Below are 20,311 nucleotides of genomic sequence, written 5' to 3'. Positions count from 1 at the left end.
GGTCACACAAATGGCATTAAGTGCAAACGAAATCATTAAGAACATTGAGACAGCACAGTTGAAGCAGGATGTTACAGACTTTAACGTTGGAGATACTATTAAGGTATACGCTAAGATTAAAGAGGGTAACAGAGAAAGAGTTCAGGCATTTGAAGGTACTGTACTGAAGAGACAGGGTGGAAGCAACCGTGAGACATTCACAGTTCGTAAGAATTCAAATGGCGTTGGCGTTGAGAAGACATGGCCGCTGCATAGCCCAACGATCGAGAAGATCGAGGTTATTCGTAGAGGTAAAGTAAGACGTGCAAAACTTAACTACTTACGTGATCGTGTTGGTAAGAAGGCTAAGGTTAAGGAACTTGTAAAGTAATACTTGCAGAGACAATGGAAACTTGCCCCCAGATTCATTTTAATCTGGGGGTTTCCTATTATAAGAAAAAGCATCATTATGGAGGATTGTATTGAAACATAGAGGACAAAAAAGTTATTATGATAAACATAATTTATCCAGACATGCATCAAAGAGAAATTCTAAGGTAAAGCGTTTTTTTCGGGGCTTTAGCCGTTGGATTTTGTTGATTTTTGTTGCCATCATATTCGGATATGCTTTTGTTACATTTTGCTTTCAGACAGTAACCGTTGTTGGACCGTCTATGAATCCAACTTTTTCGGATTCGCAGGTCGTTCTTATAAATAAGATGATATACAATTTCTCGGATGTGAAACGATATGATGTAATCGCATATTCTCGCGTAAATGAGGATGGGTATTTTGATATCAAACGGGTGATTGGCCTACCGGGAGAGACGGTTCAGATTTTGAATGGAGAAATCTACATTAATGGTGAGCGTCAGAGTGATGCTCCTTTTGGAATGACAATTCAGATCAGTGGTGTGGCTGAAGAGCCGGTTACATTAGGAGACAATGAGTATTTCGTAATGGGAGACAATGTAAATAACAGCGAGGACAGTCGATATACGAATGTTGGAAATATAGCAAAGACAGAGATAACGGGGAAGGTTGTACGGATCCTTCTTCCGAACAGCGATAAAGGAAAGGTAAAATAAGCGATGAATATTCAATGGTATCCGGGACATATGACGAAAGCAAAGCGGATGATGCAGGAAGATATAAAGTTGATAGATATCGTGATAGAATTACTGGATGCAAGGACACCGTTATCCAGCAAAAATCCGGATATTGATAATCTGGCTGCGAACAAGTCACGTATGGTTATCCTGAATAAGGCGGATATGGCGGATGCACGAAAAACGGCAAAATGGGAAGCGTATTTTAAATCAAAAGGATTTTTCGTGCTGAGTATGGACTCCAGAAAAAATTCCGGCATGAAACCGGTATCGGATACGATTCGGGAAGCGTGTAAGGAGAAAATTGCACGTGATCGAAAACGTGGCATTATTAACCGTCCGATTCGGGCGATGATCGTTGGTATCCCAAATGTCGGCAAATCTACATTTATCAATTCTTATGCGAAGAAATCTTGTACTAAGGTTGGAAATAAGCCGGGTGTCACGAAGGGAAAACAGTGGATTCGAATCGGAAGAGATGTGGAACTTCTTGATACACCGGGAATTTTATGGCCCAAATTTGATGATCAGGAGGTTGGTCTCCGCCTTGCATACATTGGGTCAATCAATGACGAGATCCTGACAAAAAGTGAACTTGCTTTAAAATTCATAGAATTTTTAAAAATAAATTATTGTAATGCACTCACAGACAGGTATAATATAGATATTGATGTACCAAATTCTGAGAATTTTGAGATACTAAAGCAGATTGCAATTGCGAGATTGTGCTTATTAAAAGGAAATGAACCGGATCTTGATAAGGCTGCAGCAATTCTATTTGATGATTTTCGAAGCGGCAGACTGGGGCGTATGACGCTGGAGGAGATACCGGAATAGGGAGTTTATAGATGATGAAGAAGAAAAAGAATGCGGATGCTGTAGAGACGGAGCTTACGGATTCTGTCATGGAGGAGACGAAAACGTCTGAGAATGAAAAGGCGGTGGCAGAGACACCGGAGGATATCGAGAAAAAGGCAGAAGAGGAAGCTACGGAGATTGAAGCATACGATGCAGAGGGAAATCCAATCCTGAAAAAGAAAAAGAAGAGAAAAAGCAAGAAGAAAAAGTCACAGAAACCGGAAGAGGTTAACATAGTCAAAGAACTGCTGAGTCTGATTATTTATATTGGAATTGTAGTTTTGATTTGTTATTTTATCCTGAATTTTGTAGGCTGCCGTTCCAAGGTAGATGGTTCATCTATGAATCCGACGTTAGAGGATGGCGATAATTTGTGGGTGGATAAATTATCCTATACATTTGGAGATCCAAAGCGTTTTGATATTGTTATCTTCAAATATGATGAGAATACTACTTATGTAAAACGTGTGATTGGTCTTCCGGGAGAGACTGTTCGGATTGATGAGAATGGAAATATTTACGTGAATGAAAAGTTACTCAATGAAAATTATGGTAAAGAAGCAATGCTGAATAATGGACGTGCCGGATCTGAGGTGTATCTTGGCTCTGATGAATATTTTGTGCTGGGAGATAACCGGAATAATAGTCGGGACAGCCGATGGGCAGATGTGGGTAATGTCAAGAGGGACGATATTATCGGAAAGGCTGTATTGAGGATTTATCCGTTCAAGAGCTTTGGATTCATAAAATAACAATATAGGACTGTGTTTTCTACACAGTCCTTATTTTGCATTTTGTGTAATCATAACAGAATCAGATGGCTGAGAAAACAAAAACACAGAACGAAAAGGAAAGAGAAAAAATGATGGGAGAAAAAGTGAAGATACAGGAGATAAAAGCAGTATATCAGGCATTAAATCCGGATGATGAGCCGATGTTACAACAGTTTATACATACTTATGCTGTCGATGAGAGAAGTGGTGTGCAGGCACTTGTGGAGCAGACAAGAAAGAAGTTGTCTCAGCTTGAGGCAGAATATGAACGTTCTGAGAAAATGCTTGCGTTTGAGCATAAGTATCATGCTATGGGAAGCCGATATATATGTGGGATAGACGAAGTCGGCAGAGGACCGCTCGCAGGTCCGGTTGTGGCATGTGCTGTGATTCTGCCGGAGGATGAAATGATATTGCATCTGAATGATTCCAAACAGGTGCCAAGAAAAAAACGGGAAATTCTGTACGATATTATCCGGGAAAAAGCAGTTGCTTATGGAATTGGAGTTGTCTCTGAGAAACGAATTGATGAGATTAATATCCTACAGGCAACCTATGAAGCGATGCGCATGGCAATTGCAAATCTGCAGGTAAAACCGGATTTGTTGTTAAATGATGCCGTTAAGATTCCGATGGTTGATATAAAACAGGTGCCAATCATTAAGGGGGACACGTTATCTGCAAGTATTGCAGCGGCAAGTATTGTAGCAAAGGTAACAAGAGACCGTATGATGGTTGAATATGATAAGGTCTATCCGGGTTATGATTTTGCAAGTAATGTGGGCTATGGAAGTGCGAAGCATTATGCAGGACTTGACAAGCTTGGTCCATGTGAGATTCACCGAAGGACGTATATTAAGGGTTATGTATGAATATAGATAGTGGAAATCTTCAATTTAATCGTTACCAGACCGGAAATGTAACAGGTACCAGACCGGAAACTGTGGTGAATAATGACACGCAGGTGGCATCCGGTAACGTGGCATTGGCCCAGGCAGAACAGGGACAGACCTTTACCGGGCAGATCGTTGATGTGAATGGCTCGCAGGTGACGATCCAGATGGAAGGAAATCTGATGCTGCAGGCTCGGATGTCGGAGACGGTAAATCTGAACATGGGTGATACGATTGCTTTCCTTGTGAAGGAAAATTCAGGGAACACCGTTATGATACAACCTCTCGCATCGGATCTGCAGGCAATGAAGAATCAGACAATCTTTGATTTATTAGAAAAAAACCAGCTATCTCCATCCGATAAGAATTATCAGATTGCTGAGACACTATTAAATGAAAATATGCCGGTTGATCGTGCCAGTATGCAGAAGGTATTACAACAGGCGTATAAATATCCGGATGCATCGATACAGACGTTGGTATCTATGAACAAGATGCAGCTTCCTGTGACAGAGCAGACAATAGCAGGATTTGAACAGTATCAGACAAACCAGCATGCGATGATGCAGGCGTTGTCCGGGATGACAGAAGAAATCACCGCGTATATGTCCGAGCCGGACGGTATGCGGGAGATGCTGCAGGTGTTATCAGATGCACAGGATCTTCCGGTGTTAAATGCAGATGCGATGTTACAGGAATTAGAGCAGACGACAGGTGATTTCCTGTTTGTGCAGGGACGGATAAATGCGGGTATGGAACTGCAAGCTACGGATATGACAGATAATTCGCAGGTGTTGTCTGCGGAGCAGCTTTCTGCATTTGCGGAGAAGTTCGGGATGACAGAGGAACAGCTTACGGATTTTACGAAGCAGTTACAGGATATGCATTTCGATGCACAGACGATACGGACACTGTATACGCAGTCAGATACAACGATGCAGCTTGTAAACCATCTGCAGGCGCTTGTCGCAGGTGCCTCCGATAAATCAATGATTGATGCTGAGACAATGAAAGATTTTTTCATGTCGGATGGTATGAAGGATCTGTTAGAAACAGCCGTGAAGGAAAAGTTCACGCTGAACCCGGAGAAGATGCAGAATCCACAGGAGGTTTCTGATCTGTATAAGGGAATCTATGAGAAGATGGACCGTCTGATGCAGCAGATGAGTGGGCATACAGGCTCATCCGGAGAACACTTGTCCGAATCTGCGAAGGGCATGCAGGAGCGGATTGATTTCCTGCAGAACTTAAGTAATCTGTTCCCGTATGCGCAGATTCCGGTGCGGATGGAGGGCAGAGATGGAAATGCAGATCTGTTCGTCTATATGAACAAAAAAAGGATGCAGGAGAAAAAGGAAGATGTTAGTGCCCTGCTGCATCTGGATATGGAATATTTGGGACCGACAGATGTACATGTGTCTCTGCGCGGGACGATGGTGCACACGAAGTTTTATGTGGAAGACGAAGAAAGTGCGAAGATTATCGATGCACATATGACACAGCTTGAACAGGCAATCGCGGAGAATGGATATTCTCTTACGAATGAAGTAATCATGCGGGAGCCAACGTTGCATCCGGAGACAGAGAAAAATGCCGTGGTAAAAGAAATGTTTGGCGACGATATAGAGAAGCGTGTGAAGCGGTACTCATTCGATGTGCGGACGTAATGGTCGGGTATAAGTAGTTTGGATATAGCAGAGGGATAGACGGATGGCACAGAATTTCAATGTGGATACAAAGAAAAAAGAAGAGAAGAAAAAGGCAGTTGCCTTAGTCTATGAGCCGGGGAACGAGGCGCCGCAGGTTGTTGCATCCGGAAAAGGCGTGATTGCGGAGCGTATCATAGATACGGCGAAGAAGAGTGACGTGCCGCTTTATAAGGATACGGATCTTACGAATACACTGTTGAATCTTGACATCGGGGAATGTATCCCGCCGGAACTTTACGGTGTTGTTGCGGAGATCTTAGTGTATGTTGACCGGATGGATAAACTGCGCGCAAAGCTTGGAAAATAGATCAAGCAGGGGGATAACTATGGAGAAACAATCGTATAATAAAAGGCAGGTTGGCACGGAAAAGGAGACACTTGCTGCGGAATATCTGAAAAAGAAAGGGTATTTTATCATTGAGAAAAACTATCGGGTACGGCAGGGAGAAATTGATCTGGTTGCGCGGGATGGCGTGTGTATCGTGTTCGTTGAGGTAAAATACCGGGTAGATGGCAGAAGCGGTGATGCATTAGAGGCAGTCACAGGAACGAAGATACGGCAGATATCAAGGACAGCACTTTATTATCTGAGCCAGAAAAAAATCAGTATCGACAACACACCAATCCGTTTTGATGTAATCGGAATCAACGGGGATACGATCACACATATTGAGAATGCGTTTGACTTTGTGATGACAAGGTAAGCGTAGGAAAGATAAAAAAGACAGAGTGAAACAGGAATCAATAAGAATAATCAGGAAGAGACAGGAACAGGGAAATGAAACCAGTACAGTTTAATCTGAAATTAAATCCGGAAGCACTTGTGGAGCGGGCAGAAGAGAATCTGAAATTCTTACGGAAACGCACAACGTACTTTGAGAATGCGGAGATAGAAGGAGTGCCGGTGCCGGTTCCGGTACTTCGGTATAAAATATTTGATGCATATCCGGAGATTGTTGTCGGGTTTTCTACACGGCTTGGAGGTGTGAGTAAGGGGTATCTCGGAAGCATGAACCTAAGCTTCACCCGAGGCGATGAAGAATCATCAGTGATGGAGAATCACAGACGGTTTGCACAGGCATGTGGTTATGATTATACGAAGCTCGTGTTTTCAGATCAGGTGCATAAAACAAATCTGCGGATCGTGACGAAAGAAGACTGTGGAAAGGGTATCATGCGGGAACGTGATTTTGCTAAAATCGATGGTCTTATCACGCAGGAGGCAGGAATTCCGCTTATGACGTTCTATGCGGACTGTGTTCCGTTATTCTTATACGATCCGGTGCAGCGTGTGATTGCGTCAGCGCATTCCGGCTGGCGCGGTACGGTTGGACGTATCGGTATGGTTGTTGTCCGTAAGATGCAGGAACTCTATGGTTCTAAGCCGGAGGATATCATCTGTGCGATCGGTCCATCGATCTGCAAAGCATGCTACGAGGTAAGCAAAGATGTGGCAGATGCATGCGGGGTATATACAGAGGAACAACGGAAGATACTGTTAGAAGACAAAGGAAATGGCAAATACCAGCTTGATTTACATCAGGCGTGCTATTATAATTTTACGGATGCGGGTGTACTGCCGGAGCATATAGCGATGCCGGATATCTGTACCTGCTGCAATCCGGAATTGTTATTCTCCCATCGGGCATCCGGTGGTAAGCGCGGTAATCTGGGAGGCGTGATTATGCTGTGTGATAGAAGATAATGTAGCACGCTGATGCGTGGTGACAGGTAATATAATAGAAAGAAAACAATTCATAAATTTAGGATATAGACATGAAACGACATAAAATAACGAAGATTGATGAGGGAGGAATTGCAGAGGAACTCGGAATCGAGGAAGGCGATTTTCTGCTTGCTATCAATGACAAAGAAATTGAAGATATATTTGACTACGACTTTATCGTGAATGATGAATACCTTGAAGTGCTGATTGAGAAGGCAGACGGCGAGGAATGGCTGTTAGAGGTTGAGAAGGACTACGATGAGGATCTTGGCATGGAGTTCGGCGAGTCACTGATGGACGAATATAGAAGCTGCTTTAATAAGTGTGTATTCTGTTTTATCGACCAGAATCCGCCGGGTATGCGGGAGACAATTTATTTCAAGGATGACGATACGAGACTGTCCTTCCTGCAGGGTAATTACGTGACACTCACGAACATGAAGGAGAAGGATATACAACGGATTATTGACTATAAACTGGCACCTATCAACATTTCTGTGCATACAACGAATCCGGAACTCCGGTGTCAGATGCTGCATAATCGGTTTGCCGGAAAGGTCATGGACTATATTCAGATGCTCTATGATGCAGATATTCCGATGAATGCGCAGGTTGTGCTCTGTAAGGGCTTAAATGATGGTGATGAACTGCGCCGGACAATCGAGGATTTGCTTGCCTATGCGCCGACAATCGAGAGTCTGTCGGTTGTTCCGGTTGGACTGTCTAAGTACCGGGATGGACTCTGTAAGCTGGAGAGTTTCACGAAAGAGGACGCCAGAGAGGTAATCTCCATTATTGAGGGTTTCCAGCAGCAGGCAATGGAAAAGTTCGGACAACATTTCGTGCATGCGAGTGATGAATGGTATATTACTGCAGGTTATGATATGCCGGGAGAAGACCGCTACGATGGCTATATTCAGTTGGAAAATGGCGTTGGCATGACACGGCTTTTCCTGACAGAGGCGCAGGATGCGGTTGACATCTATCTTGAAGACCATGGCGGAAAGACGTGGGATGGTAAGCGGAAAGTTTCAACGGTAACCGGATTGATCGCCTATGATTATGTCTGTCAGGCGGCACAGATATACAAGCAGGCAGCACCGGGGCTTGATCTGCAGGTATTTCCAATCCGGAATGAATTTTTTGGCGAGAAGATTACTGTAACCGGACTTTTGACCGGACAGGATATCGTGAAACAGTTACAGGGCAGAGAACTTGGAGAGGCATTATTTCTTCCAAGTCAGGTCGTAAAGGCGGATGAGCCAATCTTTCTCGATGATATGACAGTCGAGGAATTGCAAAGTGCTTTACAAGTACCGGTGATTATTGTACAATCAAGCGGTGTGGGATTATTTAACAGAATGATAGAAATGGAGAACGAACATGAGTAGACCGGTTGTTGCCATTGTCGGCAGACCTAATGTCGGTAAATCTACATTGTTTAACACGCTGGCGGGCGATCGTATTTCAATCGTACAGGATACGCCGGGTGTTACGCGGGATCGGATCTATGCCGATGTGACATGGTTAAATTATAATTTTACGATCGTGGATACAGGCGGTATCGAGCCGGAATCCAACGATATTATATTGAAGAGTATGCGCGAACAGGCGGAGATCGCGATTGAGACCGCAGATGTGATCATGTTTGTCACAGATGTCCGTCAGGGGCTTGTCGATGCGGACGGAAAGGTTGCGGACATGCTGCGACGTTCGAAGAAGCCGATCGTGCTGGTTGTCAATAAGGTGGACAGCTTCGAGAAGTTTATGCCGGATGTATACGAGTTTTACAACCTGGGACTGGGTGATCCACAGCCAATCTCTGCGGCATCCCAGCTTGGACTTGGTGATATGCTGGATGAAGTAGTCAAGCATTTCGGTGAGAATGCATTAAACGAAGAAGAGGATGAGCGCCCACGTATCGCGATTATCGGAAAACCGAATGTTGGTAAATCATCCATTATCAACAAGCTGCTTGGCGAGGATCGTGTAATTGTATCAAATATTGCAGGTACAACGCGTGATGCAATCGACACAACAATCAAGCGAAACGGCACAGAGTATGTCTTTATTGATACGGCAGGACTTCGCAGAAAGAATAAGATTAAGGAAGAAATTGAACGGTACAGCATCATCCGTACGGTGTCAGCGGTGGAGCGATGCAATGTAGCGGTGCTCGTCATTGATGCGACAGAGGGAATTACGGATCAGGATACAAAAATTGCAGGTATTGCTCATGAGCGCGGTAAGGGTATGATTATTGCCGTGAATAAATGGGATGCAATCGAGAAGAACGACAAGACGATGAAGAAGTTCACGGAGGATGTTCGTGAGAAACTTTCCTATATGCCGTATGCAGAGTTACTGTTTATTTCTGCAGAGACCGGACAGCGTCTGCCGAAGCTTTTTGAGACGATCGATATGGTTATTGAGAATCATTCACTTCGTGTGGCAACGGGTGTATTAAATGAAATCATGGCAGAGGCAGTTGCTTTGAATCAGCCACCTTCCGATAAGGGAAAACGGTTGAGGCTTTACTATATTACACAGGTTTCTGTGAAGCCGCCGACGTTTGTTATCTTTGTGAACGATAAAGAATTGATGCATTTTTCTTATACGAGATACATTGAGAATAAAATACGTGACGCATTTGGCTTTAAGGGAACGCCGTTAAAGTTTATTATACGGGAGAGGAAAGAAAAATAATCATGATATTAGCGAGAGTGATCTGTCTGGCGGCAGGCTATGCATTTGGACTGCTTCAGACATCCTATATCTATGGAAGAATGAAAGGCATTGATATCAGAGAGCATGGAAGTGGTAACGCCGGAACAACAAATGCCCTCCGGGTACTCGGAAAGAAAGCCGGACTGATTGTATTTATCGGTGATCTGTTCAAGGCAATCATTATCAGTGCGATTGTCCATATTGTGATTGGACATCTGTATCCAAACGAGGTGTATTTGTATCTTGCATATGCCGGACTTGGTACCGTGCTTGGACATAATTTTCCTTGTTATCTGCATTTCAAGGGAGGAAAGGGTATCGCAACGACAGCGGGTATTATCGTTGGTTTTTTAGATCCTGTAATCATTATCAGTTGTCTGATTGCGTTTATTGTGATTGTGGCAATCACCAGATATGTTTCCCTTGGTTCAATTACGATTGTGACGATGTTCTGTATCGAGTATGCGATTTTCGCATTCCATGGAAAATACAGCTTTGATCTGGCAAATGCAGCATCGTATCATGCGATGGTGGAGAGTGTGATTGTGGTAGCCGTGATATGCGGAATGGCAATCGTGCGGCATCATGCAAATATTGTACGGTTACTGCATCATGAGGAAAATAAATTAGGCGCAAAGAAAACAGCGTAGATAAGAGATAGACATGAATGCCTATCAGGCAGGGGGTAAACAAAATGAAGATTGGTATATTAGGTGCCGGAAGCTGGGGGACAGCGTTGACGGTATTATTATCAGACAATGGACATGATGTTACGGTCTGGTCTGTGGATGCAAAGGAAATTGAGATGTTAGATTCGAAGCGGGAGCATCTGACAAAACTTCCGGGCGTCAAACTTCCGGATTCCGTTCATTTTACAACAGATGAAAAAGAGGTATGTAAGGATGCAGAACTTCTTGTTATGGTAGTTCCATCGCCGTTTGTCAGAAGCACGGCGAAGCGGATTGCACCATACATAACAGGTGCACAGACGATTGTCAATGTGTCAAAGGGTATTGAGGAAGAGACACTTATGACATTGACGGAAGTAATCCATGATGAGATTCCAAACTGCAAGGTTGGTGTTTTATCCGGACCAAGCCACGCAGAGGAGGTCGGAAAACGTATGCCGACGACTGTGGTTGCTGGTGCAGAGAAGGAAGAAACAGCACTGATGATTCAGGATGCATTCATGAACGATTATTTCCGTGTGTATGCAAGCCCGGATGTGATTGGAATCGAGCTTGGTGGTTCTCTGAAAAATGTCATTGCACTCGCGGCAGGTGTTGGTGATGGACTTGGTTGTGGTGATAACGCAAAGGCGGCGATCATCACACGTGGTATTGCGGAGATTATCCGTCTTGGAACAGCGATGGGAGGACAACTTGAGACATTTGCGGGACTTTCCGGAATCGGAGATCTAATCGTAACCTGCGAGTCCAAACATAGCCGGAACCGGAAGGCAGGATATCTGATGGGACAGGGAAAGACCTATAAGGAAGCAATGGACGAAGTGCAGATGGTTGTGGAAGGTGTATATTCTGCGAAAGCTGCTTATAAGCTCAGTCAGAAATACGGCGTGGAAATGCCAATTGTGTCTGTTGTGAATCGGGTGTTGTTTGAGGATCTGAGCGCGGCGGAGGGAATGAAGATGCTGCTTACGAGAAATCGTACATCTGAATCCACACGGCTTGCGTGGAATAAATAATGAAAAAACAAACTGTCGGGAAATCCCGGCAGTTTTTATTTTACATAATTAGATCGTTCGGCATCATTAAAAGTATTGGTTGTCATAAAAAATATTTCTATACATATATTATATTGAGTTATTGAACATAGGCAGGAAAATATAGGAGGCCAGTGCTTAGATGAACATTTATAAGGATATAGAAACACGAACCAATGGCGAGATCTATATCGGGGTGGTTGGACCGGTGCGGACAGGAAAATCAACCTTTATTAAGCGGTTTATGGAATTGATGGTACTTCCGGCGATTACGGATGAGAACAACCGGAAGCGTGCTATGGATGAGCTGCCTCAGTCGGCAGCCGGAAAAACTGTTATGACGACAGAACCCAAATTTATCCCCAAAGAAGCGGTAGAGGTGTTTTTTGAGGATGGTGTTCACTTTAAATGCCGCATGATTGATTGTGTCGGATATATGGTACAGGGGGCGGAAGGTCATGAGGAGGATGGAAAGGAACGTCTGGTGAAAACACCATGGTTTGACTATGATATTCCATTTACAAAGGCGGCGGAAATCGGTACAAAGAAGGTTATTTACGATCATTCAACAGTTGGAATCGTGGTTACCTGTGATGATACGATTTCAGAACTGAATCGAAGTGCGTACATACAACCGGAAACACAGACCATGAATGAACTCAAGTCGCTGGGAAAACCATTTATCGTTGTTTTAAACAGTCGAAAACCGGCAAGTATGGAGACGGTGGAGCTTGCCAGACAGATGGAAGAGGAATATGGTGTTTCTGTGCTTCCAATCAATTGTGACCAGCTCAGGAAGACAGATGTGGTACATATTTTTGAAGCACTTTTGTTGGATTTTCCTGTTACATGTGTGAAATTTGACATTCCAAAATGGGTGGAAGCACTTGATATGAAGGATGAGATCAAACAGAAGGTAGTTGAAAAGACAAATCAGATATTCAGTCAGATGTATCTGATGAAGGATGCGACAAATTATGTGTTTGATAATGATGAGTATCTGCAATCTATTGAGATGCAGGCACTTAATCTGGCAGATGGCTCTGTCGAGATCCGCCTTGTCTTAAAGCCGGAATATTATTATGCGATGCTTTCAGAAATCATGGGAGAACCGATACGGAATGAATATGATTTCATGAAAGCGATTAAGACGTTGTCAGCGACAAAATCCCAATGTGCAAAGGTGAGTACCGCCCTGATGCAGTCATTTAAAACCGGATATGGTTCCGTAACACCGGATGCGGCAGATATTCGTTTGGGCGAACCGGAGATTATTAAGTCTGGAAATAAGTTTGGTGTGAAGCTTACGGCACAGGCACCATCTATTCATCTAATCAAGGCAAATATCACGACAGAGATTGCACCGATTGTTGGTTCGGAAGAACAGGCAAAGGATCTGATTGCTTACATTCATCAGGATGGAGACAAACGGGATGGTATCTGGGATGTCAACATATTTGGGAAGACTGTACGGCAGCTTGTGGAAGATGGATTGTCTGCAAAGGTGAATAAGATTACACAGGAAAGTCAGCAGAAATTACAGGATACAATGGAGAAAATCGTCAATGATTCCAATGGTGGAATGGTTTGCATTATTATCTAAAAGATGATAAAATAGCGTGGTATGGACGAAAAATTAGAATTTAAAATCAATCAGTTCGAGGGGCCGTTAGACCTTCTTCTGCATTTGATTGATAAGAATAAATTTAATATATTTGATATTCCAATCGTTGAGATTACCGAGCAGTATCTGGACTATGTGAATCGGATGCAGGAGGAAAATCTGGACGTGATGAGTGAGTTTCTCGTGATGGCAGCGACATTGATTTCGATTAAGGCGAAGATGCTGCTGCCACGCGAGGAAAAGGAAGAGGAAGAAGAGGAGGATCCGCGTGCTGAGCTTGTGCGCCGTCTGTTGGAATATAAGATGTACAAATATGCTTCGCTGGAGTTAAAGGATATGAATCTGGATGCTGGAAAAAATTACTACAAACCGGCAACTATTCCGAAAGAGGTGTTAGAGTACAAAGAGGAAATTGATCCTGCAGATGTAATTGGTGATGTTACACTGGCGAAACTCAATGAGATTTTCTCGCAGGTGATGAAGCGTACGGTTGATCGTGTAGATCCTGTGAGAAGTAAATTTGGAACAATCGAGAAGGATGAAGTCCGGATTGAAGATAAGATGGAAGATATCCGGGCAAGTATTCGTGGGTTGAAGGGAATTAATTTTAAGACTTTGTTAGAAATACAGGCAACGAAAATCAATATTATTGTGACATTTATGGCAATTTTAGAGTTGATGAAGGTGGGAGATATAACAATCCGGCAGGATGAGCTGTTTGGTGATATCATTATTGATTCTCTGGAAGCGTAGAATAGAGTGATGGAAAGTGAGAGGAAGATACACAGATGGAAGAAAGCGTAAAAAAGACAGAAGCAGCGATAGAGGCGATTCTTTTTTCCATGGGAGCTGCAGTGGAACTCAAAGATCTTGCGGATGTGCTGCAGATGGATGGAAAGGCCTTGCAGAAGATCTTGGATGATATGATGGTAAGGTATGAAGAGGAAGATCGTGGTATCAAGATTGTGAAACTGGAAAATGCTTATCAGCTTTGTACCAAAAATGAATATTATGATATTTTATCCACTCTGGTGAATATTCCGAAGAAACACAGTCTGACGGATTCCTTGATGGAGACGCTTTCTATTGTGGCATATAAGCAGCCGGTGACAAGGCAGGAGATCGAGGCAATCCGTGGCGTGTCGTGTGTACATGCAATCAATCGTCTGGTTGAGTACAATCTGATTACCGAGGTTGGAAGGTTAGATGCCGTTGGACGTCCCATCTTATTTGGTACAACGGAAGATTTCTTAAGATGCTTCGGCGTTTCATCTATGGACGAGCTTCCGTCGATTACTCCTGACAAGATCGAGAAGTTCCGGCAGGAAGCAATGGACGAAGTGAATATCAAAGTAGAAGTGTAAAGAAAGTTAGAAAAAAGGGTATCTGTAAACAGATACCCTTTTATAATATACTGTCAATATTGATATCTGTCTGCTTGGACAGATCAATAAAATTATTTTTTGTTTTAACCATTGGCTTGGAGAGGCGTACTTTGTTGATAAAGACAATGTCACCTTCTTCTCCGTTGCTTAGACGTACTTTACAATTCATGTAGCTGTTTACCACGTGTTCAAGAAATGTAAGCAGGTATTTGGGGTTGTATTTTTTTAAACCATCATCTTCAAACATATTGATTACTTTAAAAGGACTGATCGGGCCGCGATAGACACGTTTGGCGGTCATGGCTTCATAAATATCCGCAATCGTGACAATCTGTGCACACCAGTCGATCTGTTCTGCTCTTAAGCCAATCGGATAACCGGAACCATCACATTTTTCATGGTGCATCAAGGCTGCATATTGAATATGTGGCTCCGTGTTATTTTTCTTTAACAACTGATATCCCTTTATCGGATGTGTTTTTATAATATCAAACTCATCTTTGGTTAATTTTCCCGGCTTTTTTAATATGGCATCCGGAATCAGCAATTTCCCAATATCGTGAAAAAGACCACAGGCAGTGAGTAGTTTTTTATCTTCTTCGGACAGACCAAGCCAGTCCGAAAAAATATTGCAGATAAGAGCCACGTTTAAAGAGTGGTTAAAGGTGGAATCATCATAATTTTTCATCGTGGACAGCATGGTGAAGATACTTAATGGAGAATCATTTAAAGCTTTCATCGTTGTCATGGTATTCTGGATCATCATGTCAACGTCAATCGGTGCATTTTTGTATACAATATCATTTAAATGGTCGCCCATTTCCGTAATGCTTTTTTCGTAACGGTGAACAAATTTTTTGTATTGTGGTTTTTCTTTGATTTTTTCTTCATTTAAGGCAAAAGACAGATCATTTTCCGGTTCTTTTATGGCGGGATCAATCATGTCAGAGATGTCGACAAATACAACATCATTGCCAGCGAGCATCTGAATGATGTTTCTGGTGAGAACTGTATCTTTTGGAACGATCAGTTTCCCGTTATTGGAATAGGTGTCAGTCAGAGTGACCATGCCTTCCTCTAATTCTGATGTAAATAATGTTGCCATATCCGTCATCCTTTGTCGTAAAGTCTTATTATATTTTACAGGATTTTGTATCTGATTTCAATTAGAAAGTCTAACTGGAAACAAATATCCATATAATGGATTAGATGTCTGCATATTACATCGCTTGTACAGTGAAACAGCGTATGGATGTGTTGCAGCTACTTTATTGTTGGGAGACAAAAGCGTGAAAAAATATATTGTGTATGTGCTTGTTGCGATTATTGTAATCATTGGGTGCCCTGACGTGGTGCATGCAGCGGATGAGCCACAGTTATATGCGAAAGCTGCGGTGCTGATGGATGGGGATACCGGGCGTGTGCTGTATGGAAAGGCGCAGACAGAAGTTCTGCCGATGGCAAGCACAACGAAGATTATGACACTTATTCTGGCATTGGAATATGGAAATCCGGACGATATTGTGACAGTGAGCAGTTATGCATCTAAAATGCCGGATGTTAAACTTGGATTACGTGCGGGAGACCAATACCGGCTTTCTGATCTTATGTATTCGATGATGCTGGAAAGCCACAATGACAGTGCCTGTGCCGTTGCAGAGCAGGTGGGAGGGAGCGTTTCAGAATTTGCAGATATGATGAATACAAAGGCGGCAGAAATCGGTCTTACATCGACATATTTTATTACGCCGAATGGGCTGGATGCAGAAGATGCGCAGGGGATTCACAGTACGACTGCGTGGGATCTGGCAAAACTGATGCGGTATTGCGTGTTTGTTTCTAATCAAAAAGAAAAATTTCAGGAGATCTGCCAGACCAGAAATTATACATTTACGGATTGCTCGGGCGCCCGGCAGTTTACGGTATACAATAAGAATGCCCTGTTAGATAAGATGGATGGTGTGTTAGCCGGGAAAACAGGATTTACCGGTGATGCAGGATATTGTTATGTCTGTGCAGTGACGGTAAATGGAAAGCATTTTATTGTAGCGTTACTTGCATGCGGGTGGCCGCATAATAAACATTATAAATGGGCAGATACGAAAGCATTGCTTGCCTATGGGGATGCAAAGTTTCAATTCAGAGAAATTAAGCTTGCGAATTATCCGCTTCATGAAGTTTCTGTACAAAATGGATTACAGCAAACAGTTTCATGTACCTGTTTCGAACGCCTGACGATCCTGCTTGCCGATGACGAGCAGGTACAAACCCGTTTTGAATTGGAGCATAAAGTAAAAGCTCCGGTTGAAAAAGGTGACAGGATTGGTGTGTTACAGGTGTATGTGGGGGATGAACTGCTTGCCGGATATCCGGTATATACAGCAGAAACGGTAGACAAAAAGGATTTTTGTTATTATATTGAAACTGTGTTTGATACATTTTTTTACTGATATGCATATAATAGAGTATCGTAAGGAGGATGTGGCAGATTATGCGGGATATCATTATTTTTGGGCACGATCCGCGGATGGAAAGTGTTGCCGGATATTTTTATAATCTTGGATATGATGTGTATGAGAACCCGGAAGAAATGATTGCGGATGCATATATCATAACCTCTCCGAAGCTGTCTGAGTCAGAGGAGGATGCACTTTGCAATTATGTAACGGACAGTCATATCCTGTATTATGGGATTTTGTCAAAGAAATGTCTGGAGAAGATGGCTGAAAAGAATATTACCTGTAAAGCCTATCTAAAATTGGAAAAGCTCGTTACAGAGAATGCGGTATTGACAGCGCAGGGGATTTTAACGATTGCAGGAAGAGATGCTGTATTATTCGAGAGTCATTGCCTGGTTCTTGGATATGGACATTGCGGTAAGGCAATCGCGGATGCACTTGTATACGCAGGAGCAAATGTGGATGTTGCAGTGAGACGAAAAGAGCTGAAACCGGAACTTGAACGGCATGGGTATGGATACTTGAATCTTATGCAGTGGGAACGGTACGCGTATGACAAGTATAGCTATGTATTTAATACAATACCTGCCCTGGTGCTGGATCCAGCACATCTGCAGAAATTTTCAGAGACGATTCTCATCTATGATATTGCATCAAGTCCGGGTGGTACAGACTTTGGATACTGTAGGGCGCATGGGATACGTGCGGATCTGTATCTGGGGATTCCGGGGAAATTATATCCGAAGGAAGCGGGACGTGTGATTGCTTCCGGTATTTATGAGCATGAATTTGCCATGGAGACTCCTTCAGAATAAAAAAAGGAGCCCAGGGTATGCGAGCAGACTGTAATCTGGGATTTGCAATCACCGGATCATTTTGTACCTTCGACAAGATAAAAAAACAGATAGAGCTTCTACGGGATGAAGTATCTGGTATAACGCCGATTTTTTCACAGCATGCCTATGAATTGGATACGCGTTTTGCAGAGGCGGAAGGCTTTGTGCGGGAAATCGAAGCTATCACAGGAAAAAAAGCAATTCATACGATACAGGGAGCGGAACCGATTGGACCGAAGAAATTATTTGACGCGTTAGTGATTGCACCCTGTACAGGAAATACAGCAGCAAAACTCGCAAATGGAATTACGGATACTCCTGTTTTGATGGCTGCGAAGTCGCATCTTCGAAACGGACGTCCGGTAATCATTGCAATTTCTACAAATGATGCACTTGGAATAAATTTACAGAACATTGGACGACTGATGGTGATGAAACATATCTATTTTGTCCCGTTTGGTCAGGATGATGCAGTGAAAAAACCAAATTCCTGCGTGGCGGATATGACAAAGATTGCAGAGACAGTAGAATATGCACTGGCGAATGAACAGATTCAGCCGGTATTATTATAGAGAATATGAAAAAAGCAAGCACGTATATTTCCGATAGTGCTTGCTTTTTATATTGATTAATATAGGAAGACGGACGTTATAGCATGTATTTCCGCATCCAGTAGTCGACTTGAAGCAGATACGCGATCATCTGTGGACCGGCCATGAGCTGTCCGAACCATGGTTTTCCGTATTCCTTTGGCTCATCCAGGAATTTCAGGACAGCAGGAATGTTCAGGTAGCTGCGGAGTGGAGAAGCGGTATCTGTGATTACTTCCCGCAGACGGCTGGCGAGGACGTGTTCATATTCCGGATGATATGTTTTCGGATACGGACTCTTTGGACGGTTCATAATTGTATCCGGAAGATATTTTGCTGCACAGGTGCGAAGCAGACTCTTCGGAATTCCATCTTTGGATTTGATGCTCCATGGAACATTAAATACATAGTCGATGACGCGATAATCAGCAAAAGGAACTCTCGCTTCAAGTCCATGCTGCATAGAAGTCCGATCCATACGATCAAGGAGCGTCTGCATGAACCAGCGGATGTTCAGATATGCAATCTGACGTTTTTTTGTATCAATCGGTGATTCTTCCGGCAGGATATCTACTTCGGATAAAGTTGTGCGATATGCGCGGTCAATATATTTTTCCATCTGCATACTGGCTGCAAATTCCGGATGGAGCAGGGATTTACGGAATGAGATATCCATTGTCCAGGGGAAGGTGTTTGATTGCAGCATGGCATCCCGGTGAAACCATGGATAACCGCCGAAGATTTCATCGGCACATTCTCCGGTCAGGGTGACTTTATGATGTTTGGAAACTTCCCCACAGAAGTAAAGCAGAGAAGAGTCTACATCTGCCATAGTTGGAAGACATCGGCTGTCAACGGACGCCTCAAGAAGATCTGCAAGCTTGGTGTAGGAGCAGGTCAGATAGATATGGTCGGATTTCAGGTAATCTTTCATGATGTCGACATAAGGGCGGTCTTCGCTTGGCTGGAAGCTGTTTGACTGAAAATAGACAGCGTTATCCGTATAATCAAAGGAGTAGGTGGTAAGTGGGGTATCTTTTGGCAGGAAATGCCTGCATACGGCAGATACATAAGAGGAATCAACCCCACCGGAAAGCAGTGTAGAGATCGGAACATCGGATACCATCTGCATCCGTACACTGTCTTCCAGAAGATAAGATGTTTTTTCAATTGTTTCTTCATAGCTGTCGGTATGGGGATGACTCTCAATACGGTAATATAATCTGGCTGACATGTATTGTGGCGTATAGGTCAGATATTCACCGGGTTTGATTTCTTTGATTCCTGAAAATACACCCTTTCCGTAGGTCTTGGCAGGACCAAGAGAGAAGATTTCGTTTAAACTGTTCATGTCAATACATGGACGCACGCGGGGATATTCAAACAGAGTATCAATCCGCGAGGCAAATACGAGCGTATCACCGGTTTTGGTATAATATAGTGGTTTGACACCAAAACGGTCCCGGTAGAGGTAAAGGGTATTTCGCATGCTGTCATAAATGGCGATTGCAAAAATACCATTTAATTCTCTGACAAATTCAGGACCGTAGTGGCAGAAGGCAGCAACAATGACTTCTGTATCGGAATTCGTGTGGAACGTATAGTTTTTTTCGAGCAGTTGTTTTTTTACTTCTTTATAGTTGTAGATTTCACCATTGTATACAATATAGTAAGTGTTTTCATCTCTTTTATAAGCCATAGGCTGTCTTCCGTTTTCGAGATCAATAATAGACAGACGCGTGTGTGCAAGGCAACAGGAATTTATAATTTTATGACCATACGTGTCGGGACCGCGATGATTCATTGTATTGATCATGTTGGAAAGTGTATGGAAGTTTTGTTTTGGATTTTCCGCATAGTTTTGTTTTGGGTTAAAGTATCCCGCAATACCACACATACAGATGCTCCTTCACACTTTTT

At 43.1% G+C, this 20,311-nt stretch carries 21 protein-coding genes; 19 read left to right on the top strand and 2 right to left on the bottom strand.

From position 1 onward, the window contains the following. Nucleotides 1-10: 10 nt before the first annotated feature. From rplS to scpB, 16 genes are all read left to right on the top strand, one after another. Nucleotides 11-370 carry a 50S ribosomal protein L19 gene (rplS, locus tag KP625_RS03280; protein ID WP_021985611.1) on the top strand — a complete coding sequence of 120 codons (360 nt, stop codon included), beginning with the start codon at nt 11-13 and terminating at the stop codon, nt 368-370. Between the two features lie 91 nt (nt 371-461). Further along, nucleotides 462-1,067 carry a signal peptidase I gene (gene lepB / locus KP625_RS03275; protein ID WP_238299308.1) on the top strand — a complete coding sequence of 202 codons (606 nt, stop codon included), beginning with the start codon at nt 462-464 and terminating at the stop codon, nt 1,065-1,067. Between the two features lie 3 nt (nt 1,068-1,070). Next, complete coding sequence (ylqF, locus tag KP625_RS03270; protein ID WP_238299306.1) at nt 1,071-1,925, top strand: ribosome biogenesis GTPase YlqF; 855 nt, start codon at nt 1,071-1,073, stop codon at nt 1,923-1,925. A gap of 11 nt (nt 1,926-1,936) precedes the next feature. Next, nucleotides 1,937-2,698 (top strand): signal peptidase I, encoded by a 762-nt coding sequence (gene lepB, locus KP625_RS03265; protein WP_370641407.1) that lies wholly within the window; start codon nt 1,937-1,939, stop codon nt 2,696-2,698. A gap of 110 nt (nt 2,699-2,808) precedes the next feature. After that, nucleotides 2,809-3,591, top strand: coding sequence for a ribonuclease HII (locus tag KP625_RS03260; protein ID WP_370641406.1), 783 nt, complete (start codon nt 2,809-2,811; stop codon nt 3,589-3,591). Then, nucleotides 3,588-5,279: a flagellar hook-length control protein FliK gene (gene fliK, locus KP625_RS03255; RefSeq protein ID WP_238299304.1), complete on the top strand. Its 1,692-nt coding sequence runs from the start codon at nt 3,588-3,590 to the stop codon at nt 5,277-5,279. Before KP625_RS03260 ends, fliK begins: the two co-directional genes overlap by 4 nt. Before the next feature lie 43 nt (nt 5,280-5,322). Next, nucleotides 5,323-5,628 (top strand): EscU/YscU/HrcU family type III secretion system export apparatus switch protein, encoded by a 306-nt coding sequence (locus KP625_RS03250; protein WP_238299301.1) that lies wholly within the window; start codon nt 5,323-5,325, stop codon nt 5,626-5,628. Nucleotides 5,629-5,647: 19 nt separating this feature from the next. Continuing rightward, nucleotides 5,648-6,025, top strand: coding sequence for a YraN family protein (locus tag KP625_RS03245; RefSeq protein WP_238299299.1), 378 nt, complete (start codon nt 5,648-5,650; stop codon nt 6,023-6,025). Between the two features lie 74 nt (nt 6,026-6,099). Further along, nucleotides 6,100-7,026, top strand: coding sequence for a peptidoglycan editing factor PgeF (gene pgeF, locus KP625_RS03240; RefSeq protein ID WP_238299297.1), 927 nt, complete (start codon nt 6,100-6,102; stop codon nt 7,024-7,026). A 71-nt stretch (nt 7,027-7,097) separates the two neighbouring features. Then, entirely contained in the window at nt 7,098-8,438 is a 1,341-nt protein-coding gene (locus KP625_RS03235) for a DUF512 domain-containing protein (protein WP_238299292.1), read from the top strand. Further along, nucleotides 8,431-9,753: a ribosome biogenesis GTPase Der gene (der, locus tag KP625_RS03230; protein ID WP_238299291.1), complete on the top strand. Its 1,323-nt coding sequence runs from the start codon at nt 8,431-8,433 to the stop codon at nt 9,751-9,753. The genes KP625_RS03235 and der overlap by 8 nt, the downstream gene beginning before the upstream one ends. A gap of 2 nt (nt 9,754-9,755) precedes the next feature. Next, nucleotides 9,756-10,424: a glycerol-3-phosphate 1-O-acyltransferase PlsY gene (gene plsY, locus KP625_RS03225; RefSeq protein ID WP_177970158.1), complete on the top strand. Its 669-nt coding sequence runs from the start codon at nt 9,756-9,758 to the stop codon at nt 10,422-10,424. Nucleotides 10,425-10,468: 44 nt separating this feature from the next. After that, nucleotides 10,469-11,479, top strand: a complete 1,011-nt coding sequence (locus tag KP625_RS03220; protein WP_238299285.1) for an NAD(P)H-dependent glycerol-3-phosphate dehydrogenase — start codon at nt 10,469-10,471, stop codon at nt 11,477-11,479. 160 nt (nt 11,480-11,639) lie between these two features. Continuing rightward, nucleotides 11,640-13,100 carry a stage IV sporulation protein A gene (spoIVA, locus tag KP625_RS03215; RefSeq protein ID WP_238299283.1) on the top strand — a complete coding sequence of 487 codons (1,461 nt, stop codon included), beginning with the start codon at nt 11,640-11,642 and terminating at the stop codon, nt 13,098-13,100. Between the two features lie 21 nt (nt 13,101-13,121). Then, nucleotides 13,122-13,874 (top strand): segregation and condensation protein A, encoded by a 753-nt coding sequence (locus tag KP625_RS03210; protein ID WP_238299274.1) that lies wholly within the window; start codon nt 13,122-13,124, stop codon nt 13,872-13,874. A gap of 35 nt (nt 13,875-13,909) precedes the next feature. Then, nucleotides 13,910-14,485: an SMC-Scp complex subunit ScpB gene (gene scpB / locus KP625_RS03205; RefSeq protein ID WP_238299266.1), complete on the top strand. Its 576-nt coding sequence runs from the start codon at nt 13,910-13,912 to the stop codon at nt 14,483-14,485. 40 nt (nt 14,486-14,525) lie between these two features. Here scpB and KP625_RS03200 read toward each other — a convergent pair whose 3' ends face one another. Further along, on the bottom strand, nt 14,526-15,611 hold the full coding sequence (locus tag KP625_RS03200; protein ID WP_238299258.1) for an HD-GYP domain-containing protein: 1,086 nt from the start codon (nt 15,609-15,611) through the stop codon (nt 14,526-14,528). 184 nt (nt 15,612-15,795) lie between these two features. Between KP625_RS03200 and KP625_RS03195 the strand changes: the two genes are divergently transcribed. The 3 genes from KP625_RS03195 to KP625_RS03185 are packed head-to-tail and all read left to right on the top strand — an operon-like array spanning nt 15,796 to nt 18,373. After that, on the top strand, nt 15,796-16,956 hold the full coding sequence (locus KP625_RS03195; RefSeq protein ID WP_238299256.1) for a D-alanyl-D-alanine carboxypeptidase family protein: 1,161 nt from the start codon (nt 15,796-15,798) through the stop codon (nt 16,954-16,956). 41 nt (nt 16,957-16,997) lie between these two features. Then, the gene (locus KP625_RS03190; RefSeq protein ID WP_238299254.1) at nt 16,998-17,780 is read left to right on the top strand and encodes a hypothetical protein; all 783 of its coding nucleotides are present in this window, start codon (nt 16,998-17,000) and stop codon (nt 17,778-17,780) included. Between the two features lie 17 nt (nt 17,781-17,797). After that, nucleotides 17,798-18,373: a dipicolinate synthase subunit B gene (locus KP625_RS03185; protein WP_238299252.1), complete on the top strand. Its 576-nt coding sequence runs from the start codon at nt 17,798-17,800 to the stop codon at nt 18,371-18,373. A gap of 76 nt (nt 18,374-18,449) precedes the next feature. On the opposite strand, the gene asnB is transcribed toward KP625_RS03185, so the two are convergent. Beyond that, nucleotides 18,450-20,288: an asparagine synthase (glutamine-hydrolyzing) gene (gene asnB, locus KP625_RS03180; protein WP_238299250.1), complete on the bottom strand. Its 1,839-nt coding sequence runs from the start codon at nt 20,286-20,288 to the stop codon at nt 18,450-18,452. Nucleotides 20,289-20,311: the final 23 nt, after the last annotated feature.

It is taken from the genome of Eubacterium sp. MSJ-33, assembly GCF_022174665.1.
Lineage (GTDB): Bacteria > Bacillota > Clostridia > Lachnospirales > Lachnospiraceae > Coprococcus_C.
The sequence above is the reverse complement of the archived record's forward strand: the minus strand, read 5'-3'. Positions and strand labels throughout refer to the sequence as shown.